The sequence below is a fragment of the Actinacidiphila guanduensis genome (assembly GCF_900103985.1).
GTDB classification, from domain to species: Bacteria; Actinomycetota; Actinomycetes; order Streptomycetales; family Streptomycetaceae; genus Actinacidiphila; species Actinacidiphila guanduensis.
On record NZ_FNIE01000010.1, the window covers coordinates 229,491 to 253,455 of the forward strand.

General features: G+C 73.1%; 19 protein-coding genes and 2 pseudogenes. 18 read left to right on the forward strand and 3 right to left on the reverse strand.

The features are described from left to right. The first annotated feature begins 106 nt into the window (after nt 1-106). The 7 genes and pseudogenes from kdpF to BLR33_RS22835 all read left to right on the forward strand — a co-directional run bounded on the left by kdpF (nt 107) and on the right by BLR33_RS22835 (nt 8,380). Entirely contained in the window at nt 107-196 is a 90-nt protein-coding gene (kdpF, locus tag BLR33_RS22805) for a K(+)-transporting ATPase subunit F (RefSeq protein WP_093786422.1), read from the forward strand. Beyond that, nucleotides 196-1,860: a potassium-transporting ATPase subunit KdpA gene (gene kdpA, locus BLR33_RS22810; protein ID WP_093786423.1), complete on the forward strand. Its 1,665-nt coding sequence runs from the start codon at nt 196-198 to the stop codon at nt 1,858-1,860. Before kdpF ends, kdpA begins: the two co-directional genes overlap by 1 nt. A gap of 44 nt (nt 1,861-1,904) precedes the next feature. After that, nucleotides 1,905-4,004 (forward strand): potassium-transporting ATPase subunit KdpB, encoded by a 2,100-nt coding sequence (gene kdpB / locus BLR33_RS22815; RefSeq protein WP_093786526.1) that lies wholly within the window; start codon nt 1,905-1,907, stop codon nt 4,002-4,004. A 13-nt stretch (nt 4,005-4,017) separates the two neighbouring features. Further along, entirely contained in the window at nt 4,018-4,626 is a 609-nt protein-coding gene (gene kdpC, locus BLR33_RS22820; RefSeq protein ID WP_093786424.1) for a potassium-transporting ATPase subunit KdpC, read from the forward strand. Nucleotides 4,627-4,847: 221 nt separating this feature from the next. Then, on the forward strand, nt 4,848-5,732 hold the full coding sequence (gene modA / locus BLR33_RS22825; RefSeq protein WP_093786425.1) for a molybdate ABC transporter substrate-binding protein: 885 nt from the start codon (nt 4,848-4,850) through the stop codon (nt 5,730-5,732). Continuing rightward, nucleotides 5,729-6,574, forward strand: a pseudogene (gene modB, locus BLR33_RS22830) (molybdate ABC transporter permease subunit); the annotation flags it as partial. The gene modA and the pseudogene modB, both read left to right, overlap by 4 nt. Nucleotides 6,575-7,306: 732 nt before the next feature. Further along, nucleotides 7,307-8,380, forward strand: a complete 1,074-nt coding sequence (locus BLR33_RS22835) for an ABC transporter ATP-binding protein (RefSeq protein ID WP_245771613.1) — start codon at nt 7,307-7,309, stop codon at nt 8,378-8,380. Nucleotides 8,381-8,760: 380 nt separating this feature from the next. Here the strand turns inward: BLR33_RS22835 and BLR33_RS22840 are convergent, their stop codons facing one another. After that, complete coding sequence (locus tag BLR33_RS22840) at nt 8,761-10,023, reverse strand: ThuA domain-containing protein (RefSeq protein WP_093786426.1); 1,263 nt, start codon at nt 10,021-10,023, stop codon at nt 8,761-8,763. A 286-nt stretch (nt 10,024-10,309) separates the two neighbouring features. On the opposite strand from BLR33_RS22840, the gene BLR33_RS22845 reads away from it, so the two are divergent. Then, the gene (locus tag BLR33_RS22845) at nt 10,310-10,711 is read left to right on the forward strand and encodes a VOC family protein (RefSeq protein ID WP_176930394.1); all 402 of its coding nucleotides are present in this window, start codon (nt 10,310-10,312) and stop codon (nt 10,709-10,711) included. On the opposite strand, the gene BLR33_RS34810 is transcribed toward BLR33_RS22845, so the two are convergent. Continuing rightward, nucleotides 10,693-11,391, reverse strand: coding sequence for a helix-turn-helix transcriptional regulator (locus BLR33_RS34810; RefSeq protein WP_245771597.1), 699 nt, complete (start codon nt 11,389-11,391; stop codon nt 10,693-10,695). The two genes, BLR33_RS22845 and BLR33_RS34810, sit on opposite strands and share 19 nt — an antisense overlap. Before the next feature lie 628 nt (nt 11,392-12,019). Then, nucleotides 12,020-13,129, reverse strand: a pseudogene (locus BLR33_RS22855) (YihY/virulence factor BrkB family protein); the annotation flags it as partial. A gap of 324 nt (nt 13,130-13,453) precedes the next feature. Between BLR33_RS22855 and BLR33_RS22860 the strand changes: the two are divergent. The 10 genes from BLR33_RS22860 (at nt 13,454) to BLR33_RS22905 (ending at nt 23,858) form a co-directional block, all read left to right on the forward strand. Next, nucleotides 13,454-14,752, forward strand: a complete 1,299-nt coding sequence (locus BLR33_RS22860; RefSeq protein WP_093786428.1) for a GAF domain-containing protein — start codon at nt 13,454-13,456, stop codon at nt 14,750-14,752. Nucleotides 14,753-15,099: 347 nt separating this feature from the next. Further along, entirely contained in the window at nt 15,100-16,818 is a 1,719-nt protein-coding gene (locus BLR33_RS22865; protein ID WP_093786429.1) for a nitrite/sulfite reductase, read from the forward strand. Further along, nucleotides 16,815-17,048: a hypothetical protein gene (locus BLR33_RS22870; protein WP_093786430.1), complete on the forward strand. Its 234-nt coding sequence runs from the start codon at nt 16,815-16,817 to the stop codon at nt 17,046-17,048. Before BLR33_RS22865 ends, BLR33_RS22870 begins: the two co-directional genes overlap by 4 nt. Next, entirely contained in the window at nt 17,045-17,749 is a 705-nt protein-coding gene (locus BLR33_RS22875; protein WP_093786431.1) for a phosphoadenylyl-sulfate reductase, read from the forward strand. Before BLR33_RS22870 ends, BLR33_RS22875 begins: the two co-directional genes overlap by 4 nt. 53 nt (nt 17,750-17,802) lie before the next feature. Further along, nucleotides 17,803-18,342, forward strand: coding sequence for an adenylyl-sulfate kinase (gene cysC / locus BLR33_RS22880; protein WP_093786432.1), 540 nt, complete (start codon nt 17,803-17,805; stop codon nt 18,340-18,342). After that, nucleotides 18,339-19,277 (forward strand): sulfate adenylyltransferase subunit CysD, encoded by a 939-nt coding sequence (gene cysD / locus BLR33_RS22885; protein ID WP_093786433.1) that lies wholly within the window; start codon nt 18,339-18,341, stop codon nt 19,275-19,277. Before cysC ends, cysD begins: the two co-directional genes overlap by 4 nt. Nucleotides 19,278-19,279: 2 nt before the next feature. Continuing rightward, on the forward strand, nt 19,280-20,653 hold the full coding sequence (locus BLR33_RS22890; protein WP_093786434.1) for a sulfate adenylyltransferase subunit 1: 1,374 nt from the start codon (nt 19,280-19,282) through the stop codon (nt 20,651-20,653). A gap of 283 nt (nt 20,654-20,936) precedes the next feature. After that, nucleotides 20,937-22,076: an aliphatic sulfonate ABC transporter substrate-binding protein gene (locus tag BLR33_RS22895; protein ID WP_407639715.1), complete on the forward strand. Its 1,140-nt coding sequence runs from the start codon at nt 20,937-20,939 to the stop codon at nt 22,074-22,076. Between the two features lie 35 nt (nt 22,077-22,111). Beyond that, entirely contained in the window at nt 22,112-22,900 is a 789-nt protein-coding gene (locus BLR33_RS22900; protein WP_093786435.1) for an ABC transporter ATP-binding protein, read from the forward strand. Continuing rightward, nucleotides 22,887-23,858: an ABC transporter permease gene (locus tag BLR33_RS22905; protein WP_093786436.1), complete on the forward strand. Its 972-nt coding sequence runs from the start codon at nt 22,887-22,889 to the stop codon at nt 23,856-23,858. The genes BLR33_RS22900 and BLR33_RS22905 overlap by 14 nt, the downstream gene beginning before the upstream one ends. Nucleotides 23,859-23,965 lie beyond the last annotated feature (107 nt).

The window sequence follows — 23,965 nt, forward strand, 5'->3', positions numbered from 1 at the left end:
CGAATGACCTTCCGGGGTACCTGAGCATGGCTGACCTGATCTTCATCGTCCTGCCCGTCGTGGTGTTCGCCGTCATCGGCCTGGCCGCCAAGGGGGCGGAGCGGCTGTGAGCGCGGAGAACATCGTCGGACTCGTCGTCGCCGCGGCCCTGGTCGGCTACCTGGTGCTGGCGCTGATCCACCCGGAGAAGTTCTAGTGAACGACACCCTTGCCGGCTGGCTCCAGATCATCGCCCTGCTGGGCGTCCTGGCGCTGTCCTACCGGCCGCTGGGCGACTACATGGCCCGCGTACTGACCTCCCCCCGGCACCTGCGCGTCGAGCGCGTGCTCTACCGGCTCGGCGGCGTGGACGGCGACGCCGACCAGCGCTGGCCGGTCTACCTGCGCAGCCTGCTCGCCTTCTCGCTGCTGTCGGTGCTCTTCCTCTACGGCCTGCAGCGGCTGCAGAACCACCTGCTGCTCGCCATCGGCATGAAGGCGGTCTCGCCGGGGGTGGCCTTCAACACCGCCGCCTCCTTCGTCACCAACACCAACTGGCAGTCGTACTCGGGCGAGTCCACGATGGGCCACCTGGTGCAGATGGCGGGCCTGGCGGTGCAGAACTTCGTCTCCGCCGCGGTGGGCATCGCCGTGGTCGCCGCGCTCATCCGCGGCTTCACCCGCCGGCACACCGATCGGGTCGGCAACTTCTGGGTGGACCTGACCCGGATCGTGCTGCGGGTGCTGCTGCCGATCGCGTTCATCTTCGCGATCGTGCTGGTGGCCGGCGGCGCCGTGCAGAACTTCCACGGCGTGCAGTCGATCTCGACCATCCTGGGCGACCACCAGAGCCTGACCGGCGGACCGGTGGCGTCGCAGGAGGCCATCAAGGAGCTGGGCACCAACGGCGGCGGCTTCTACAACGCCAACTCCGCCCACCCCTTCGAGAACCCCAACGCGTTCACGAACTTCGTCGAGATCTACCTGCTGCTGGTGATCGCGGTCAGCCTGCCACGCACCTTCGGCACGATGGTCGGCGACAGGCGCCAGGGCTACGCGATCATCGCGGTGATGGGCCTGATCTGGGCGGCCTCGGTGGCGGTCATCACCGTCAACGAGCTGCACAGCGTGCACAGCGCGGCCGGCCACGCGGCGGGCGGAATGCTGGAGGGCAAGGAGCAGCGGTTCGGGGTGTGGTCCTCGGCGCTGTTCGCCACCTCGACCACGCTCACCTCGACCGGCGCCGTCAACTCCTTCCACGACTCGTTCTCGCCGCTCGGCGGCGGGATGACGATCTTCAACATGATGCTGGGCGAGATCGCGCCCGGCGGCACCGGCTCGGGCCTCTACGGCATCCTCATCCTGGCCGTCATCGCGGTGTTCGTGGCCGGTCTGATGGTCGGGCGCACCCCGGAGTACCTGGGCAAGAAGCTCGGCGGCCGGGAGATGAAGTTCGCCTCGCTCTACATCCTGACCACGCCCGCGGTGGTGCTGGTCGGCGCCGGGCTGGCGATGGCGCTGCCCGGCGAGCGGGCCGGGATGCTCAACTCCGGCCCGCACGGCTTCTCCGAGGTGCTCTACGCCTTCACCTCGGCGGCCAACAACAACGGCTCGGCCTTCGCCGGCCTGTCGGTGAACACGAACTGGTACAACACCGCGCTGGGCCTGGCCATGCTCATCGGCCGCTTCCTGCCGATGGTGTTCGTGCTGGCGCTGGCCGGCTCGCTGGCCCGGCAGCAGCCGGTGCCCGCGACCGCGGGCACGCTGCCCACCCACCGGCCGCAGTTCGTCGGCCTGCTCACCGCGGTGATCGTCATCGTCGTCGGTCTCACGTACTTCCCCGCGCTCGCGCTGGGGCCGCTTGCGGAAGGTCTGCACTGATGTCCTCCCTGACCACCCTCGAACCCCCGCTGCCGCAGGGGGAGATGCCGCCGCAGCCGGAGCGGCACCGCGTCGCCGGCGGCCTGCTCGACCCGCGGCAGATGCTCACCTCGCTGCCGGCCGCCGCCCGCAAGCTCGACCCCCGGGTGATGGTGCGCAACCCGGTGATGTTCGTGGTCGAGGTCGGCTCGGTGCTCACCACGCTGGAGGCCGTCCGCACCCCGAGCGTCTTCGCCTGGGTCATCACCGCCTGGCTGTGGCTGACCGTGCTCTTCGCGAACCTCTCCGAGGCCGTCGCCGAAGGACGCGGCAAGGCGCAGGCCGAGACGCTGCGCAGGACCCGCACCGACACGGTCGCGCGCCGGCTGGCCGACTGGCGGCCGGGCGCCGGCGACCTGCGCGAGGAGGAGGTGCCGGCCTCGGGCCTGCGGCTGGGCGACCACGTCGTCGTGCAGGCCGGGCAGATCATCCCCGGGGACGGCGACGTCGTCGAAGGCGTCGCCTCGGTGGACGAGTCGGCGATCACCGGCGAGTCCGCACCCGTCATCCGCGAGTCCGGCGGCGACCGGTCGGCGGTGACCGGCGGCACCAAGGTGCTCTCCGACCGCATCGTCGTGCGGATCACCTCCAAGCCCGGCGAGACGTTCATCGACCGGATGATCGCCCTGGTCGAGGGCGCCGCCCGGCAGCGCACCCCGAACGAGATCGCGCTGAACATCCTGCTGGCGTCGCTGACGATCGTCTTCCTGCTGGCCGTGGTGACGCTGCAGCCGTTCGCGATCTACGCGGGCGCCGAGCAGTCCATCGTCATCCTGGTGGCCCTCGTGGTCGCCCTGATCCCGACCACGATCGGGGCGCTGCTGTCCGCGATCGGCATCGCCGGCATGGACCGGCTGGTGCAGCGCAATGTGCTGGCGATGTCCGGGCGCGCCGTCGAGGCGGCCGGCGACGTGACGACGCTGCTGCTGGACAAGACCGGCACCATCACCCTCGGCAACCGGCAGGCCGCCGAGTTCCTGCCCGTCGAGGGCGTGGCGGTGGCGCGGCTCGCGGACGCCGCCCAGCTGTCCTCGCTCGCCGACGAGACGCCCGAGGGCCGCTCCATCGTGGTGCTCGCCAAGGAGCGTTACGGCCTGCGGGCCCGCGCGGAGGGCGAGTTGGGGCACGCGGAGTTCGTGCCGTTCACCGCGCAGACCCGGATGAGCGGGGTGGACCTGGCCGAGGACGGCCGGCACCGGTTGCTGCGCAAGGGCGCCGCCACGGCGGTGATGCAGTGGATCCGCGAGCACGGCGGGCACCCGACGGCCGAGGTCGGCCCGATGGTGGACGCGATCGCGAGCAGCGGCGGCACCCCGCTGGTCGTCGGCGAGGTCGTCGAAGGCGCGGCGGGCGGCGCGACCGCGTCCGTACTCGGCGTGATCAACCTCAAGGACGTCGTCAAGGCCGGGATGCGCGAGCGGTTCGACGAGCTGCGCCGGATGGGCATCCGCACGGTGATGATCACCGGCGACAACCCGATGACCGCCAAGGCGATCGCGGACGAGGCAGGCGTGGACGACTTCCTCGCCGAGGCCACGCCCGAGGACAAGATGGCGCTGATCAAGAAGGAGCAGGCGGGCGGCAAGCTGGTCGCGATGACCGGCGACGGCACCAACGACGCGCCCGCGCTGGCCCAGGCGGATGTCGGCGTGGCGATGAACACCGGCACCTCGGCCGCCAAGGAGGCCGGGAACATGGTGGACCTGGACTCCAACCCCACCAAGCTGATCGAGATCGTGGAGATCGGCAAGCAGCTGCTCATCACGCGCGGCGCCCTGACCACCTTCTCCATCGCCAACGACGTCGCCAAGTACTTCGCGATCATCCCCGCGATGTTCGCCGGGGTGTACCCGGGGCTGCGCCACCTCAACATCATGGGCCTGCACAGCCCGACGTCGGCGATCACCTCGGCGATCGTGTTCAACGCGCTGATCATCGTGGCGCTGATCCCGCTCGCGCTGCGCGGGGTGCGCTACAAGCCGTCGTCGGCGGCCAAACTGCTCAGCCGCAACATCTGGGTGTACGGCCTGGGCGGCCTGCTGCTGCCCTTCGTCGGCATCAAACTCATCGACCTGGTCGTCCAGTTCATCCCCGGACTGAAGTAGGAAGGAGCACATCATGGTGCGCAACCACCTGGCGGCGCTGCGGATGCTGCTGATCTTCACGGTCCTGCTCGGACTGGCCTACCCGCTGCTCGTCACGGGCGTCGCCCAGGCGGCCTTCCCCCACCAGGCAAACGGCTCCCTGGTGAAGCACGACGGGAAGACCGTCGGGTCGAGCCTGATCGGGCAGAACTTCGACCTGCCGAAGAAGAACCCGAACGACCCGAACGAGGCGCCGCGGCCCGACCCGCGGTATTTCCAGCCGCGCCCGTCGGCCGGCGGCTACGACCCGCTGGCCTCGGGGGCGTCCAACCTCGGGCCGAACGACCCGGGCCTGGTCAAGACGATCAAGGAGCGCAAGGCCGCGGTCGCCGCCTTCGACGGGGTGAACCCGCGCGACGTCCCCGCCGACGCGGTCACCGCCTCCGGCTCGGGCCTGGACCCCGACATCTCCACGGCGTACGCGGCCGAGCAGGTCAACCGCGTGGCGCACGTGCGGCACCTGAGCACGCAGGAGGTGCGCAAGCTGGTCGCGGACAACACCCACAGCCGGTCGCTCGGCTTCATGGGCGAGCCCTATGTGAACGTGGTGCAGCTCAACCTGGACCTGGACACGCAGCACTGAGGCGGTCCAGGACCGGTCCAGGACCGGTCCTGGACCGGCACGGCCGGCCACACCGGCGGCGGCACGGCGGACCCCTCCGTGCCGCCGCCGCGCGTTCGGGGCCCGTTACCGGGCGACGCACGGGGCGTACGATCGCACAACCCAGGCATCACCCGCGGATTGTGTGAGTTATGCGATGTGACAGCAGACTTTCTCCTTGCAGATGCGGAACTATCATCGGCATGTGCCCGCGCCCGGCCGGCGCGGAGAGAGGGAGTGTTCCTGTGACGAACCGTAGAGCGCGGTCCCGGTCCCTGTGCGCGGTGGCGGGCGGTGCGGCACTGCTCCTCGCGCTTTCCGCCTGCTCCTCCTCGGACCACGGAAAGTCCTCGAGCGCGTCCCCTTCGACGAGCGCCACGGCGACCGGCGCGGGCGGTTCCCCGGCGAAGGTCTCCGGCACGGTGGTGGTGTTCGCCGCGGCCTCGCTGCAGGAGACCTTCACGACGCTGGGCAAGGACTTCCAGAAGGCGTACCCCGGCACCAAGGTCGTCTTCAGCTTCGGCGGCAGCGACCAGCTGGCCGCGAGCATCACCGGCGGCGCGCCCGCCGATGTCTTCGCCGCGGCCAGCCCGAAGACGATGAAGACCGTGACCGACGCGGGCGACGGCGCCGGCACTCCCAGCACCTTCGTGCGCAACGAGCTGGAGATCGCCACTCTGCCGGGCAACCCCAAGCACATCGCCTCGCTGAAGGACCTCACCGCCCCGGGGCTGAAGGTGGCGCTGTGCGCCAAGACCGTGCCCTGCGGGGCGGCCGCGCAGACCGCGCTGACCGCGAGCCACCTGAAGCTCACCCCGGTCTCCTACGAGCAGGACGTCAAGTCGGCGCTGACCAAGGTGGAGTTGAAGGAGGTGGACGCCGCCGTCGTCTACCGGACGGACGTCGACACCGCCGGCGGCAAGGTGCAGGGCGTGAACTTCCCCGAGGCCGCCCAGGCCATCAACGCCTATCCGATCGACCAGGTGAAGAACGCGCCCAACCCGGCGGGCGCGCAGGCGTTCATCGCCCTGGTGAAGTCCGCCGAGGGCCAGAAGGTGCTCAGCGGGGCGGGCTTCCTCAAGCCGTGAGCCCGACCACCGACGGCGCGGCCCCGGCCGGACGGCGCTCCGCCCTCCGGCCGCGGCGGCCGCGCCCCGGCGCCACGGCGCCCCTGCCGCTGCTCCTCCCGGCCCTGATCGGCCTCGCCTTCCTGCTGGTGCCGCTGCTGGCGCTGCTGGTGCGCGCGCCCTGGCACGGCATGCCGGGCCTGCTCACCAGCTCCGCGGTGTGGCAGGCGCTGCGGCTGTCGCTGGAGACCGCGACCTCGGCGACGGCGGTCTCGCTCGTCCTCGGGGTGCCGCTGGCCTGGCTGCTGGCCAGGACCCGCTTCCCCGGCCGCCGGGTGGTGCGCGCCCTGGTGACGCTGCCGCTGGTGCTGCCGCCGGTGGTCGGCGGTGTGGCGCTGCTGCTGGCGCTCGGGCGCAACGGCATCGTCGGCAGGTGGCTGGACTCGTGGTTCGGCGTCACGCTGCCCTTCACCACGGCCGGCGTGGTCGTCGCCGAGGCGTTCGTGGCGATGCCGTTCCTCGTGATCAGTGTGGAGGGCACGCTGCGGGCCTCCGACGCGCGCTACGAGGAGGCCGCCGCCACCCTGGGCGCCTCCCGCTTCACCGCCTTCCGCCGGGTCACCCTGCCGATGATCGCGCCGGGTGTCGCGGCCGGCGCGGTGCTCGCCTGGGCCCGCGCACTCGGCGAGTTCGGGGCGACCATCACCTTCGCCGGCAGCTTCCCCGGCCGCACCCAGACCATGCCGCTGTCGGTCTACCTGGCGCTGCAGAACGACCCGGACGCGGCCGTCGCCCTCAGCCTGGTCCTGCTCGCCGTCTCGATCGCGGTCCTCGCGGGCCTGCGCGACCGCTGGACGGGCGCGGGCACCCCCGACGCGGCGGCCCCGCACGAAAAGGAGCCGTCCTCGCCCCCGGACGGCGGCACGGCCCGAGGGCCCCTGGCGGAGCGGCTGTCGTGGCGCTTCGGCCGCAAGGGTCCCCAAGCGGCCGCCACCGGCGGGGAGTCGGCGACGTCGGCCGGTCCGCAGGCGGCTGCGCGGATGGCCGCGCTGGTCAAGGAACGGCGCCGCGGCGGGATTTCGGCGGCCGCAGCAGCTGCCCCTGGCTCCACGGCCTCCGCGGGCTCTGCGGCGTCCTCCGGCGCGGCGGGTGCCGCAGGCACGGCGGGTACGGCGGGTACGGCAGGTGCCGGAAGTGCTGCGGGCCCCACCGCCGTCGCAGGCTCCAGCGACTTCACGGACGTCTCCGACGTCGCGGGTGCCGCAGGCACGGCGAGTACGGCGGGTACGGCAGGTGCCGGAAGTGCCGCAGGCCCCACCGCCGTCGCAGGCCCCAGCGACTTCACGGACGCCCCCGACGCCACGGGTGCCGCAGGCACGGCGAGTACGGCGGGTACGGCAGGAACCGGAAGAACCGCAGGCCCCACCGCCGTCGCAGGCCCCAGCGACTTCACGGACGCCCCCGACGCCACGGGTGCCGCGGGCTCCACGACCGCCACGGGCTCCTCGGGCTCCTCCGACTACTCGGGCTCTGCGGGCTCCTCCGGCGCCGCGGCCGCCGCGGCCACCACGGGCTCCTCCGCGTCTACGCGCTCCGTGGGCGCGGCAAAGGAGGGCCTGGACGCCCATCTCGTCGTGGACCGCGGCTCGTTCCGCCTCGACGTGCGGCTGTCGGTCGCGCCCGGCGAGGTGTTGGCGCTGCTCGGGCCCAACGGGGCCGGAAAGACGACGTCGTTGCGGGCACTGGCCGGGCTGGCCCCGCTCGGCGGCGGTCACCTGCGGCTGGACGGCCGCACCCTGGAGGACCCGGCCGCACGGGTGCGGTTCGCGCCCGAGCACCGCCCGGTCGGCGTGATCTTCCAGGACTACCTGCTCTTCCCCCACCTCAGCGCCCTGGACAACGTGGCGTTCGGACCGCGCAGCCTCGGCGTGCCGAAGGGCCCGGCTCGCGCGGGGTCGGCCGAACTCCTGGACCGCATGGGCCTGTCGGGCCGCACCCACGCCAAGCCCCGGCGTCTCTCCGGCGGTCAGGCACAGCGGGTGGCCCTGGCCCGGGCGCTGGCCACGGCACCCCGGCTTTTGCTGCTCGACGAGCCGCTGGCCGCGCTCGACGCCGGCGCCCGCCTGGACGTACGGGCCCAACTCCGGCGCCACTTGGCCGCGTTCGAGGCGGTGGCGGTGCTCGTCACGCACGACCCGCTGGACGCGATGGTGCTCGCCGACCGGCTGGTCGTGGTGGAGCACGGCGAGATCGTGCAGGAGGGCACGCCGGCGGAGATCGCCCGCCGCCCCCGCACCGACTACATCGCCCGCCTGGTCGGGCTCAACCTCTACCGCGGCCGGGCCGCGGGCCATGACGTGCGGATCGCCGAGGGCCTGACCCTCACCACCACCGAGTCCCTCACCGGGCCCGCCTTCGTGGCCTTCCCGCCCAGCGCCGTCACCCTCCACCGCGACCGCCCGGAGTCCAGCGCCCGCAACACCTGGCCGGCCACGGTCACGGGCATGGAGTCCCACGGCGACCAGATCCGCGTCGCCCTCACCTCCACCACGGGCCTCCCCCTGGCCGCCGACCTCACCACCCCCGCCGTCGCCGACCTCACCCTCCACGAGGGCGCCCAGGTCTGGGCCGCAGTAAAAGCCACCCAAACCCACGCCTACCCCGCCTGACCTCACCCCGCCACCCTGCGACCGCAGCCAAGACCCGCGCCCCCGAAGGGGCGCGAGGAACGGCGCGCCCAGCCCCAACCGGCCGGCAGTCGGCAACAGCCAGCCCGGGGCAACCCGGTACCCGCAGGGGCGCGAGGAACTGCGCGCCCAACCACCACCGGCGGAGGGCCCGGAAACGACCCGGACCACCCCTCCCGGACGGCCTCAGGGGCGCGAGGAACGGCGCGCCCAGCCCCAACCGGCCGGCAGCCGGCAACAGCCAGCCCGGGGCAACCCGGTACCCGCAGGGGCGCGAGGAACTGCTCCCCCAGAGGGGGGACCCCCACAACCACCCACCGGCGGAGGGTCCGGGCACGACCCGGACCACCCCTCCCGGACGGTCACCCCGTAGGAAGAACCCAGCTCTGGTTGGAAGCCCCCGTGCAACTCCAGATCTGCAACCGCGTCCCGTTCGCCGAGCTCGGCCCCGTGGCGTCGAGGCACTTGCCCGACTGCGGGTTCACCAGGGAACCGTTCGCACCCGCCTGCCAGACCTGCGACCCGGTCCCGTTGCAGTCGTACAGCTGCACCTTCGTGCCGTTCGCCGTGCCCGCCGCGCTGACGTCCATGCACTTGCCGAGCGCCCGCAGCGTGCCGTCCGAACCGACAGTCCAGGTCTGCGCGTTGGTGCCGTTGCAGTCGTAGAGCTGGACCGCGGCGCCGTTCGTGCTGCTCGCCCCGGCGACGTCGACGCACTTGCCGCCGTAGCCGGTGATCGCGCCGGTCGGCTGGGACGGCGGCGGGGTCACGACGCCGCCCTGGCCTGCCGCCCAGGCGATCTCCTGGAACAGCAGCTGGTTCTGCTGGGCGCTGGCGAAGGTGGACGACAGCGTGGTGTTGGTGTCGTAGTCCATCGCGTTGTGGCCGAAGTTGTTGTAGACCATCCGGTAGTTCCGGTTCGACCAGACGATCGGGTAATACCCGCTGTACCAGGTCTGGTTGGGGTCGGTGCCGATCGGGAAGGTCGAGGGGTCCATCGACGCGAGGATGTCGATGTCGGGGTTCTGCCGCAGGTCGTTCTGCCAGCTGTACCACTCGCTCACCGACGAGGTGATGGTGGCCGGCAGGCCCGCGGTGGCCGGGTGGTTGCGGTCCTCGATCCGCAGGGTCTCCGAGGTCGGCCCCCAGCTGTTGCTCTGGAACAGGCCGGTGCCCAGGAAGGTCTGGTGGTACCAGGACCAGGTGTTGGACGAGGAGTCGTTGTACGCCGAGACGTGGAAGCCGATCCAGCCGCCGCCGTTGTCCATGTACGTCTTGAAGGCGCTCTGCTGGGCCGCGGTCTGCGGGTAGTTGTCGAGGAACATCACCACCTGGTAGTTGGCCAGGTTCGCGGTGTTGAGCTGGCTCCAGTCCGTGGTGGCGGTGTAGGTGAAGCCGTGGGTGGCGCCCTGCTGCGGGAACCAGGCGTTGGCCTCGTGGTCGAAGCTGATGTGGGCGGCGTCGTAGGTGCCGTCGTAGAAGGCGAGGATGTGGATCGGCGTGGCGCCGTGGGCGGAGTGCCCGGGGGCGGTCTGCACGCCGAGGACGGCGGCGAGCAGGGCCACGAGGGCGATCAGTGGGCGGGACCAGGTCGCCTGGCGGCGGGATCTGACCGTGGGGGCCATGGGTGGGGGGCCTTCCTGTGGGGCGACGAGTGGGGGACGTGCGCCGGTACAGGTGATTCAAAGGTCCAGACTATGTTCATGTCAATGACTCGCGGTCGAATCCGTGATCGCCTCAAGCGGCTTGCGAGGCAGCTGAGTTGATGTCGGTTCAGCCCCTTGACCCGGGGCGCCGGCACCGCGATCCTCTCGTCCTACCGACAGGAAGGTTTCCTTCCCATCCATGCGGGCCGCTGAACGTCCGGTTCGTTCAAGACGCCGGCCGCCGCGGCTGCCTAGCGTGGGGGGCATGGACACAGCGATCACTCCCCGCATCGGCCTGATCGGCCTCACCGTGGCCGACATGGCCGCCTCCCTCGCCTTCTATCGGCGGCTCGGGCTCGACCTGCCCGCGAGCGCCGACCGGGAGCCGCACGCCGAGGTGGGCCTGCCCGGCGGGTTGCGGCTGGCCTGGGACACCGTCGAGACGGTCCGCTCGTTCGACCCGGGCTGGGCACCGGCCACCGGCTCGCGGGTGGCCCTGGCGTTCGACTGCGGCACGCCCGAGGGCGTGGACGCGCGCTACGCCGAGCTGACCGCCGCCGGGTACGAGGGCCACCTCAAGCCGTTTGACGCCTTCTGGGGCCAGCGGTACGCGGTCGTCCACGACCCGGACGGCAACGCGGTCGACCTCTACGCGGCGGTTTCCTGAGACCCCTGCCCGACAAGGGCGCCCAGGGTGACGCCGGTCAGCGCGCGCACCTCGCGGGACAGGTGCGGCTGGTCGGCGTAGCCGGCGGTGGCGGCCACCTCGGCGAAGGGGCGGCCCGACCGGGCGAGGGCAAGGGCCCGCTGGAGGCGCAGCACCCGGGCGAGCGTCTTGGGGCCGTAGCCGAAGGCCGCCTCGCAGCGGCGGTGCAGCGCCCGCTCGCCGAGCCCGCCGGCGGCGGCGACATCGCGCACCGCCCGCCCGGCGCCGAGCGCGGCGGCCACCGCGGGCGCGAAGGGGTCGGCCGGCCCCAGCTCGTCCGCCCGTTCGCGCACCCAGCCGGTCAGCACGCCCACCGGGTCCTCGGCCGCCCGCTCGGCCAGCAGCGCCGCGCTCCGCCCGGGCCACACCGCCTCCAGCGGCACCCTCAGGTCCCGCACCTCACGCGCGCTCGCCCCCAGCATCCGCGGCCCCGCACCCGGCGCGAACCGCAGCCCCACGTACGCGCTGCCCGGGCGGTCGACGCCCACCTGCGCCGCGGTGTCGGGGCCGGCGACCAGCAGCTCGCCGTCGTGCCAGATCAGGTCCATGCACCCGTCCGGCAACACGCGGTACTCCCCGCCCGCGTCCTTGCGCACCCACACGGTGACCGCGCCCCCGGCGTCGGCCCACTCCTCGTACACACTCCCATCCTCCCGCGCGAGCCCGCGCCTGTCCCCCCTGCGGCCCTTCCCGGGCCCGGCGGCAGGCCGCGACGGCCCGCACGGAAGGCAACGCGCCCGCGCCAGGGGGCAGTTGGCCGGCTCCGCGGGCCGGCGGCCCCGATGAGGGCGACCGCGCCGGTCAGTGCGGGGTGTCGCGGCCCGGGGGCGGGGCGTACGGCGGCAGGGCCGGCGGGGACGGCGGCATCGGCGGAGGCGGGGGCACATACGGGGGCCGGGGCGGGCGCGGGGGCGGGCGCAGCGCGGGGACGCCGTACGGCTCGCCCGCGGGGTCGCGCGGCATCGGCGGTGCGGCGGCCGGGCCCGGGTACCGCGGGCGGCCGGGGCCGTCCCCGGGGGTGCCGTCCGGTTCGGCGGGTCGGCCCCTCCTGCCCGTACCCGGGGCGAGCTCCCAGGTGCCGGACGCCTCCCCCGGTTCCGAGCCGGATGTCTGCCCGTCCTCCGGCGGGCGCCCCCGGCGGCCCGTGCCCGGCGCGGGCTCCCAGCCTGACGCCCCCGCGCCGGTGGACGGCTGCTCGGGGCGGCGCTGCTCGGGCGGGCCCGCCGAAGCTCCCCCGCCCGCACCGGAGGCGGCGCCGCCGCCCGGCGAGCGGCGGGGGCGCAGCCGGCTGCGGACGTCGTGGTGGGGCAGGAAGTCGGCCCACCGCTCGGGGTACTCGGCGGGCGGCTCGCCCTCGTCGTCGGGGACGCCGGCGTGGCGGGCGCGGCGGGCGTGGGCGCGGGCGATGACAGCCTCGGCCTCGGCCTCGATCCGGCGGGCGTTCTCCTCGCGGGCGGCCGCGGTGGCCAGCGAGGGCCAGACGCGGTCCACGGCGGCGTTGACGGCGGCGCCGACGAGGACGGCGAAGGCGGAGACGCCGATCCACAGCAGCACGGCGATGGGGGCGGCCAGCGAGCCGTAGATGGTGTGGCCCTCGACGGCGTGCGTGAGGTATATGCGCAGGACGAAGCTGCCGATCACCCACATGAGCAGCGCCACCAGGGCGCCGGGCACGTCCTCGTACCAGTTCCGGCGGACGGGGACGGAGACGTGGTAGAGGGTGGCGAGAAAGGCGATCGAGGCGGCCAGCGCGGACGGCCAGTAGAGGATGTGCACCATGCCCGCGCCGCCGGGCAGGATCCGGCTGACCGCGTCGGGCCCGGCGACGATCAGCGGCAGCACGGCGGCGCCGAGGAAGAGGGCGACGACGTAGAGGCCGAGCGACATCACCCGGGTGCGGACGATGCCGCGGCGGCCTTCGAGGCCGTACATGATCGTGATGGTGTCGACGAAGACGTTCACCGCGCGGGAGCCGGACCACAGGGCGATGAGGAAGCCGATGGAGATCAGGTCCGGGCGGCGGCCGTGGAAGACGTCGTCCACCAGGGGTTTGACCAGCTGGTTGACGCCCTTGTCGGACAGCACCGTGGCGGACGCCTTGAGGATGTTGTGGCGTATGTGGTCGATGGTGTCGAGCCCGATGACGGTGTCGACATAGCCCAGGGCGCCGACCAGGCCGAGCAGCAGCGGCGGCAGCGAGAGCAGCACGAAGAAGGCGGCCTCGGCGGCGAGCCCGGTCACCCGGTACTCCATGCAGGAGTCCACGGTGTCCTTCAGCAGCAGCCACGCCATCTTCCGCTTCGAGACGTTCCGGTACAGGGCCCGCGCCCTGTGCCAGCGGCCTGGACGCCGGTGGCTTCGTTCTTCCGCTGCTTGCACCCCCTTACGTTAACGGCACCGACCAGCAGGCCGGTCCAGTAAGGGCTTGTACCCCGGAACCCCGGAAGAAGGCACCGGACCCCGGGCGCGCGAGGCCGCGCCGGCCGGGACGGGGTCCGCGTCCCCGAGGCGAGGTGCCGGCAAAAAAAGGGGGGATGGTGCCGCGCCGACTCGGCACCACCCCGGCCTCCAACGCACCGCGCATTCCGGCGCGGTGACGTGCCGTCACTGTCCGTCGAAGTCGCGTAGGCTCGCAACCGTTGCATCCCGTTGCACGCGTCGGCGGGACACCGGAGGCCGGGTCGGGGGGAGAGCGGGGGGACGTTGGCACATCCGCGGATCGGCCCGGCGCCCGGCGACGGAGCGGACACCCGCCTCTCGCCGCACCTGCTCGCGCTCGTGCGGGAGGCGACGCTGGCCGGGCGGGTGCCGCCGCAGGCGCCGCGCAGGGTGATCGGCGAGTCGTGGCGCCGGGCGCTGCGCTCGGGCGTGGACCCCGACACCGGCCTGCGCAACTGGATGCTGGGCCCGGAGGAGATCGAGCACCGGCGCCGGTCCACCCCGCTCGGCCAGCTGCTGCCGGTGCTCAGCGACGGCTTGGTCCCGGTGGCGGACGCGGCCTGGCACATCATGGTCGTCAGCGACGCCGAGGGACGCCTGCTGTGGCGGGACGGCAGCGTGGCGGTGCGCAGGAGCGCGGACCGGATCGGCTTCCTGGAGGGCGCCTCCTGGTCCGAGGAGGTCGTCGGCACGAACGCGATCGGCACCGCCCTGGTCACCAGGGCCCCGCTCCAGGTGCACTCCGCCGAGCACTTCGTGCGCTCGCACCACGGCTGGACGTGCGCGGCGGCCCCGCTGCACGACCCGCGGGACGGGCGGCTGCTGGGCGTGGTGGACGTCAGCGGGCCCGCGGCCGGGGTGCACCCGGCGATGCTGTCGCTGGTGTCGGCGGTGGCGCGGGTGGCCGAGGCCGAGCTGCGGATGCGGCACTGGGAGGCGGTGGAGCGGCTGCGGTCGATCGCGGCGCCGCTGCTGTCGCGGATCCGCGGGCAGGCGCTCGCGGTGGACACCAACGGATGGACGGCCGCGGTGACGGGCACCACGCCCACCGAGCGGGTGGCGCTGCCGGCGGAGGTGCGGGCCGGGCGGGTGTGGCTGCCGCAGCTGGGGCTGTGCGAGCTGGAGCCGCTGCCGGGCGGCTGGCTGGTGCGGGTCGGCGAGCGGGAGCCGGCGCCGGGCAGCCGGGTGGTGCTGGACGTGAGCGGGCCGAGCAACTGGACGGTGACGGTGACGGGCGAGGCGGGCAGCTGGACGCAGCGGCTGAGCCCGCGCCACAGCGAGCTGCTGTTCGTGCTGGCCGAGCATCCGGCCGGCCGCACCGCGGCGCAGCTGGCCGGGGACCTGTTCGGCGACCCGGGCCGGGCGGTGACGGTGCGGGCGGAGCTGTCCCGGCTCCGGCGGAACCTGGCGGGGGTGCTGGCGCATCGGCCGTACCGTTTCGCCGACGGCGTCGAGGTGGAGGTGGTGCGGCCCTGCGACCCGGCTTCGCTGCTGCCGCACTCGGTCGCGCCCGCGGTGCTGGCGGCGCGCCGGCAGGGCCGCGGGGCCGGGGACGGTGGGTGACCGAAAGCACACCTGTCCGCATCCCGGGACATTCTCGTCCGCATCCTGGACAGTGGTGGACTGCCGGAAACACGGCATGCCACGCTTTCGTCATGTCACGCACCGGAATCGCCTTGGTAGGTCGGCCGCACGTCGACTACTGCCGCGTGTCCAGCGCCATCTGTCCGGTCGCCTGATCCCACCGCGGCGCCGCCTGCGCCCGCTTCTGCACCCGCCTCCTCCCCGTCGTCGTGGATGCCGCGGGCTCCCTGCCGCCGCACCGCACCGGCCCCCGCCGCGCTGCCCGCAGGCCGCGGGGCCATCTGCGCTGTACCGACCCATTCGAGCCTGCCCGAAGGACGCTACGCATGGCTGCCAGTCCCGACCTCCCCTCGTCCCCGGCCGGGGACGCCCCCGCCGCGAAGGCCGGCCGCAAGGCCGGCCGGCACCGCGGTGAGGGTCAGTGGGCGATGGGCCACTTCACGCCGCTGAACGCCAACGAGCAGAGCAAGAAGGACGACGACGGTCTCAATGTGCGGACACGCATTGAGACGATCTACGCGCACCGCGGCTTCGACTCGATCGACGGCGCCGACCTGCGCGGCCGGATGCGCTGGTGGGGCCTGTACACCCAGCGCCGGCCCGGGATCGACGGCGGCCGCACCGCCGTGCTGGAGCCCGAGGAGCTCGACGACCGCTACTTCATGATGCGGGTGCGGATCGACGGCGGCCGGCTCACCGCGGCCCAGCTGCGCACCATCGGCGAGGTCTCCCAGGAGTTCGCCCGCGGCACCGCCGACCTCACCGACCGGCAGAACATCCAGTACCACTGGATCAGGATCGAGGACGTCCCGGAGATCTGGCGCCGCCTGGAGGGGGTGGGCCTGTCCACCACCGAGGCGTGCGGCGACGTGCCCCGCGTCATCCTCGGCTCCCCCGTCGCCGGCATCGCCGAGGACGAGATCATCGACGGCACCTGGGCGGTCGAGGAGATCCACGAGCGCTACATCGGCAGCAAGGAGTTCTCCAACCTGCCGCGCAAGTTCAAGACCGCGATCTCCGGCTCCCCGCTGCTGGACGTCGTGCACGAGATCAACGACATCGCCTTCGTCGGCGTGCGGCACCCCGAGCACGGCCCCGGCTTCGACCTGTGGGTCGGCGGGGGGCTGTCCACCAACCCGCGGCTCGGCGAGCGGCTGGGCGCCTGGGTGCCGCTGGCCGAGGTGCCCGAGGTGTGGGCCGGCGTGGTCGGCATCTTCCGCGACTACGGCTACCGGCGGCTGCGGCACCGCGCCCGGCTGAAGTTCCTCATGGCCGACTGGGGACCGGCGAGGTTCCGCCAGGTCCTGGAGGAGGAGTACCTGCGGCGCCCGCTGCTCGACGGGCCCGCGCCCGAGCAGCCCGCCCAGGTCTGGCGCGACCACATCGGCGTCCACCGCCAGCGCGACGGCCGCTACTACGTCGGCTTCGCCTCGCGGGTCGGCCGGATCGACGGCGCCACCCTCACCAAGGTCGCCGAACTCGCCGCCGCCCACGGCTCGGACCGGCTGCGCACCACCACCGACCAGAAGATGCTGATCCTCGACGTCGAGCAGGACCGGCTGGACTCCCTCACCTCGGGCCTGGAGGCCCTGGGGCTGCAGGTGCGCCCCTCCTCCTTCCGGCGCGGCACCATGGCCTGCACCGGCATCGAGTTCTGCAAGCTCGCCATCGTGGAGACCAAGGCCCGCGGCGCCGCCCTCATCGACGAACTCGAGCGCCGGCTGCCGGACTTCGACGAGCCGATCGGCATCAACATCAACGGCTGCCCCAACTCCTGCGCCCGCATCCAGACCGCCGACATCGGCCTGAAGGGCCAGCTGGTCACCGACGCGAACGGCGAGCAGGTCGAGGGCTTCCAGGTGCACCTGGGCGGCGGCCTCGGCCTCGACCCGGGCTTCGGCCGCAAGGTGCGCGGCCTGAAGGTCACCGCGGCCGAACTGCCCGACTACGTCGAGCGCGTGCTGCGCCGCTTCCAGGCCGAGCGCGCCGAGGGCGAGCGGTTCGCCCAGTGGGCGGCCCGGGCCCCCGAGGAGGCGTTGAAGTGACCGAGCGCGCCGCCCCCTTCTACTGCCCCTACTGCGGCGACGAGGACCTGCGCCCCTCCGAGGAGGGGCACGGGGCCTGGGAGTGCCGCGCCTGCAACCGCGCCTTCCAGCTGAAGTTCCTCGGCCTGCTGGCCCGGGGTCTGCACGGCGCGCCCGACGCAACCGGCACACCCGGAGCAACCGGCCCGTCCCGCCCGTCAGATGGATCAGATGGAGGAGGCACCCCGTGACCGCAGCACCGCACACCTCCCAGGACCTCCGGCAGCTGGCCGAACAGGCCGGCCGCGACCTCGAGGAGGCGTCCGCGCCGGAGATCCTGCGCTGGGCCGCCGACACCTTCGGCTCCCGCTTCTGCGTCACCTCCTCCATGGAGGACGCGGTGGTGGCGCACCTGGCCTCGCGCGCGATGCCCGGCGTGGACGTGGTCTTCCTCGACACCGGCTACCACTTCCCCGAGACCATCGGCACCCGGGACGCGGTGGCCGCCGTGATGGACGTCAACGTCATCACGCTCACCCCGCGGCAGACCGTCGCCGAGCAGGACGCCGAGTACGGCCCGAAGCTGCACGACCGCGACCCGGACCGCTGCTGCGCCCTGCGCAAGGTCGCCCCCCTGGAGGAGGGCCTGGCCGGATACGACGCCTGGGCCACCGGCCTGCGCCGCGACGAGTCGCCGACCCGCGCGCACACCCCTGTCGTCGGCTGGGACGCCCGGCGGCGCAAGGTGAAGGTCGCCCCCATCGCCCGCTGGACGCAAGACGACGTGGCGGCGTACGTGGCCGAGCACGGCGTGCTCACCAACCCGCTGCTGACCGACGGCTACGCCTCCATCGGCTGCGCCCCCTGCACCCGGCGGGTGCTGGAGGGCGAGGACGCCAGGGCCGGCCGCTGGGCCGGGCTCGGCAAGACCGAGTGCGGAATCCACCTGTGAGCGCCCCCTCCGCTGTCCCGCCACCTGCCTCGTCCCCCGTTCCGGAGAATCCCATGACCGCGGGTGCCACCGTCTGGCTCACCGGCCTGCCCAGCGCGGGCAAGACCACCATCGCCCGCGCGCTGGCGGAGCGCCTCGCCGCCGCCGGCCGCCGCACCGAGGTGCTCGACGGCGACGAGATCCGCACGTTCCTGTCCGCCGGCCTCGGCTTCACCCGCGAGGACCGGCACACCAATGTGCAGCGGATCGGCTTCGTCGCCGAACTCCTCGCCTCCCACGGCGTGCTGGTCCTGGTGCCGGTGATCGCGCCCTACGCCGACAGCCGCGAGGCGGTCCGCAAGCGGCACGAGGCCCGCGGCACCGCCTACGCCGAGGTGCACGTGGCCACCCCGCTGGACGTCTGCTCGCAGCGGGACGTCAAGGGCCTGTACGCGCGCCAGGCGGCCGGCGAACTGACCGGCCTGACCGGCGTGGACGACCCCTACGAGGTGCCGGAGCGGCCCGACCTGAGGATCCAGACGCAAGGGAGCACCGTCGAGGAGTCGGCAGCCGCGGTCCACGCGCTGCTGGTGGAGAGGGGACTGGCGGCATGACGACGACCGCGCCCACGAGCGGCACGGCACAGGACAGCCCGTACGCGCTCACGCACCTGGACGCCCTGGAGTCCGAGGCGGTGCACATCTTCCGCGAGGTGGCGGGCGAGTTCGAGCGGCCGGTGATCCTCTTCTCCGGTGGCAAGGACTCCATCGTCATGCTGCACCTGGCGCTGAAGGCGTTCGCGCCGGCCGCGGTGCCCTTCGCGCTGCTGCACGTCGACACCGGCCACAACTTCCCCGAGGTGCTGGACTTCCGGGACCGCACGGTGGCCCGGCACTCCCTGCGGCTGCACGTGGCGAGCGTGCAGGACTACATCGACGACGGGCGGCTGCGCGAGCGGCCCGACGGCACCCGCAACCCGCTGCAGACGGTGCCGCTGACCGACGCCATCCGCGAGCACCGCTTCGACGCGGTCTTCGGCGGCGGCCGCCGCGACGAGGAGAAGGCGCGGGCCAAGGAGCGGGTGTTCTCGCTGCGCGACGAGTTCTCCCAGTGGGACCCGCGCCGCCAGCGCCCGGAGCTGTGGTCGCTCTACAACGGGCGGCACGCGCCCGGCGAGCACGTGCGGGTCTTCCCGCTGTCGAACTGGACCGAACTGGACGTCTGGCAGTACATCGCGCGCGAGCGGATCGAGCTGCCGGAGATCTACTTCGCCCACGAGCGCGAGGTGTTCAACCGCGGCGGCATGTGGCTGACCGCGGGTCAGTGGGGCGGGCCGAAGGACGGCGAGCCGGTGGAGCGGCGCACGGTGCGCTACCGCACGGTGGGCGACATGTCCTGCACCGGCGCGGTGGACTCCGCGGCCGCCACGCTCGACGCGGTGATCACCGAGATCGCCGCCTCCCGGCTCACCGAGCGGGGTGCCACCCGCGCCGACGACAAGCTGTCCGAGGCCGCGATGGAAGACCGCAAGCGCGAGGGGTACTTCTAGCCATGACGAGCACCAGCGGCCCGATCACCGCCGAGCAGCTTCTCGCGACGACCCTGCTGCGCTTCGCCACCGCCGGCTCCGTGGACGACGGCAAGTCCACCCTCGTCGGCCGGCTGCTGCACGACTCCAAGTCGGTGCTGGCCGACCAGTTGGAGGCCGTGGAGCGCGCCTCTCAGGTCCGCGGCCAGGCCGCGCCCGACCTCGCGCTGCTCACCGACGGCCTGCGGGCCGAACGCGAGCAGGGCATCACCATCGACGTCGCCTACCGCTACTTCGCCACCCCCCGGCGGCGGTTCATCCTCGCCGACACCCCCGGCCACGTGCAGTACACCCGCAACATGGTCACCGGCGCCTCCACCGCGGAGCTGGCCGTGGTGCTGGTCGACGCGCGCAACGGCGTGGTCGAGCAGACCCGCCGGCACGCCGCCGTGGCCGCGCTGCTGCGGGTGCCGCACGTGGTGCTCGCGGTCAACAAGATGGACCTGGTCGGCTACGCCGAGCCCGTCTTCGCCCGTATCGCCGCGGAGTTCACCGCGTACGCGGCCTCGCTCGGCGTGCCGGAAGTGACCGCGATCCCCATCTCCGCGCTCGCCGGGGACAACGTGGTGGAGCCCTCGGCGACCATGGACTGGTACGGCGGCCCGACCGTGCTGGAGCACCTGGAGACCGTGCCGGTCAGCCACGACCTGGCCGCCTGCCCGCCGCGCTTCCCGGTCCAGTACGTGATCCGGCCGCAGACCGCCGAGCACCCCGACTACCGCGGCTACGCCGGGCAGATCACCTCCGGGCTGCTGCGGGTCGGCGACCCCGTCACGGTGCTGCCCTCGGGCCGCACCACCACCATCGCCGGCATCGACGCGCTCGGCCGGCCGGTGGACACCGCGTGGGCGCCGCAGTCGGTGACCCTGCTGCTCGCCGACGACCTCGACGTCTCCCGCGGCGACCTGATCGCGCCCACCGCGGCCGCGCCCGCGGTCACCCAGGACGTCAGGGCGACCGTCTGCCATCTGCACGAGCGGCCGCTGCGGGTCGGCGAGCGGGTGCTGCTCAAGCACGCCACCCGCACCGTGAAGGCGATCGTGAAGGAACTCCCCTACCGGGTGGACCTCTCACGCGGCCTCGCCCACGAGCGCGGCCCCGCGGCCCTGGAGGTCAACGACATCGGCGCGGTGGTGCTGCGCACCGCCGAGCCGCTGCCGATCGACGCCTACGCCGACTCCCGCCTCACCGGCTCCTTCCTGCTGATCGACCCCGCCGACGGCACCACGCTCACCGCGGGGATGGCCGGCGAGGCGTTCCCGGAAAGTGCGCAAGGCGCGGCGGGCGCCGAGGACGGGGCGGCCGCGCAGGCCGACGACGCCGGATGGGACTTCTGAACGTGGAACAGCCGGTCCAGGAGGCCTTCTCGGGCTTCGCGAAGGAGGGCGGGCGGGTCGGCAGCGGCTCGCTCGGCTCGGGAACGGGCGGGGTCGCACGATGTGCGCGCTGACCGCCCCTGCCGCCTGCCGCGCCGCGGCGAGCGGCCCGCGCGTGCCCGCGGACGTCCCGCGTGCCGCGCACCCGCACCTCCTCCGACGACTCGACGCTCCTCCGGCCGCGCCCTGACCAGCAGGGCGCGACACGCCGGGCCCTGACGAGAGGACACCCGAAGTGTCTGCCCTGCCCCGTACCGGCTCCCGTATCCGCCCGCACCGCCGCAGACTCACCGCCGCGGCGGTCGCGCTGCCGATCCTGTTCGGCGCGCTCGCCGCCTGCGGCTACGGCTCCGACAAGTCCGACGACGCCAAGGCGTCCACCGCCCCGGCCGCCACGACCGCCGCGGGCGCCAAGAAGCTGTCGGCCGACCAGGTCAGGATCGGCTTCTTCCCGAACCTGACGCATGCCACCCCGCTGGTCGGCCTCAAGGAGGGCTTCTTCCAGCAGGAGCTGGGCGGCACCACCATCAAGCAGGCCACCTTCAACGCCGGCCCCGCCGAGATCGAGGCGCTGAACGCCGGCTCCATCGACATCGGCTGGATCGGCCCCTCCCCGGCGATCAACGGCTACACCAAGTCCGACGGCAAGAGCCTGCGGATCATCTCCGGTTCGGCCTCCGGCGGCGTCAAGCTGGTGGTCAACCCGAAGAAGATCAAGACGCTCGCCGACGTCAAGGGCAAGAAGATCGCCACCCCGCAGCTGGGCAACACCCAGGACGTGGCGCTGCTCAACTGGATCAAGTCCCGCGGCTGGAAGGTCGACGCGCAGAGCGGCAAGGGCGACGTGTCGGTGATCCGCACCGACAACTCGATCACCCCCCAGGCCTACAAGAACGGCTCGATCGACGGCGCGTGGGTGCCGGAGCCCACCGCGTCCAAGCTGGTCGACGAGGGCGCCAAGGTGCTGCTCGACGAGAGCACGCTGTGGCCGAACAAGCAGTTCGTGATCACCAATGTGATCGTCTCCCAGAAGTTCCTCACCGCCCACCCGGACGTGGTGGAGGCGGTGCTGCGCGGCTCGGTGAAGACCAACGCGTGGATCAACGCCAACCCGGAGAAGGCCAAGGCCGACGCCAATGCCCAGTTGAAGGCGCTGACCCAGAAGGCGCTGCCGGCCAGCCAGCTGGACCCGGCCTGGCAGTCCATCAAGGTGCTGGACGACCCGCTGGCCTCCACCGCGAAGGCCGAGGCCGAGCACGCGGTGGCCGCCGGGCTGCTCAAGTCGCCCAGGCTGGACGGCATCTACGACCTGCGGCTGCTCAACAAGGTGCTGGCCGAGCAGGGTGATCCGACGGTGAGCGCCGCCGGACTGGGCGAGCAGTAACAGCAGGCCGAGGAAGACCCCAGGAGGTGACTGCCATGGCCGACACACTCACCGGCCCCGCGCCCGCGCAGCCGGGCACCCATGCCGCACGGCTGGAGCACGTCTCCAAGGCATTCGGCCGGCCCGGCGCCGCCCAGCCGGTGCTGGAGGACATCACGCTGGACGTGGCACCGGGCGAGTTCGTCTGCCTCCTGGGGGCCTCGGGCTGCGGCAAGTCCACGCTGCTCAACCTGGTCGCCGGGCTCGACAAGCCGTCCGTCGGCACCATCGAGACGCCCGGCGGCCGGCCGGCCCTGATGTTCCAGGAACACGCGCTGTTCCCGTGGCTGACCGCGGGCCGCAACATCGAACTGGCGCTGCGGATGCGCGGGGTGCCGCGCGAGCAGCGGCGCCCGGAGGCCGAGCGGCTGCTGTCGCTGGTGCGGCTGTCGGGCGCGTACGGCAAGCGGGTGCACGAGCTGTCCGGCGGCATGCGGCAGCGGGTGGCGCTGGCCCGCGCGCTGGCCCAGGACAGCCGGCTGCTGCTGATGGACGAGCCGTTCGCGGCACTGGACGCCATCACCCGGGACGTCCTGCACGACGAACTGACCCGGATCTGGGCCGAAACGAACCTGTCGGTCCTCTTCGTGACGCACAACGTGCGCGAGGCGGTGCGGCTGGCGCAGCGGGTGGTGCTGCTCTCGTCCCGCCCCGGCCGCATCAACCGCGAGTGGGCCATCGACATACCGCAGCCGCGGCGGATCGAGGACGCCGCCGTGGCGGACCTGTCCGTCGAGATCACCGACGAGCTCCGGGGGGAGATCCGCCGCCATGGCAAGCACTGAGACGGGCGCGCAGGGCGCGCTGGACGAACCGGTACCCGGGAAGGCCGGGGGCACCGGAGACATCGGGGCCGGCGGGGCCGGCGGGGACGGCGCCGCCGGGCAGGACCTGGGCGGCCTGGAGGCCGGGCTCGACGCGCTGGAGACCCGCACGGTCGGCCGCACCCCGCTCGGGGCGGTGCTGCTGAAGAAGGTCGTGCCGCCGCTGACCGCGATCGTGGTCATCGTCGCGGTGTGGCAGATCGCGGTCTCCGCCGGCGCCTCGGACCCGACGAAGCTGCCGAGCCCGCACGCGGTGTGGCAGGAGCTGGTGGACCGCTGGCAGGCCGGCGACCTGTTCTCGATCATCTGGACCAGCGTCGAGCGCGGCCTGCTCGGCTTCCTGGCCGCCCTCGTCATCGGCACGCCGCTCGGCCTCGTCGTCGCCCGGGTGCCCTTCGTACGGGCGGCGATCGGGCCGATCCTCACCGGCCTTCAGTCGCTGCCGTCGGTGGCCTGGGTGCCGGCCGCGGTGATCTGGCTCGGCATCGAGGACAAGGCGATGTACGCGGTGATCCTGCTGGGCGCCGTGCCCTCCATCGCCAACGGCCTGGTCTCCGGCATCGACCAGGTGCCGCCGATCTACCTGCGCGCGGGCCGCACGATCGGCGCCACCGGGCTGCGCGGCGCCTGGCACATCCTGCTGCCGGCGTCCCTGCCCGGCTATGTCTCGGGCCTGAAGCAGGGCTGGGCGTTCTCCTGGCGCTCGCTGATGGCCGCCGAGCTGATCGCCTCCTCCCCCGACCTCGGCGTCGGCCTGGGCCGGTACCTGGAGAACATGCGCGAGGCGTCCGACATGGCCGGGGTGTTCCTCGGCATCCTGCTGATCCTGGTGGTCGGCATCGCCATCGACCAGATCGTCTTCAGCCCGCTGGAGCGCCATGTCCTGCGCACCCGCGGCCTGACGGCCAGGAGCCAGTGAGTCCCCGAGTCCGTGAGTCTGTGAGTCTGTGAGTCTGTGAGTCTGTGAGTCTGTGAGTCTGTGAGCCACCGCATGATCCCGTACCCCGCTCCCCCGGGCCCGGCGCC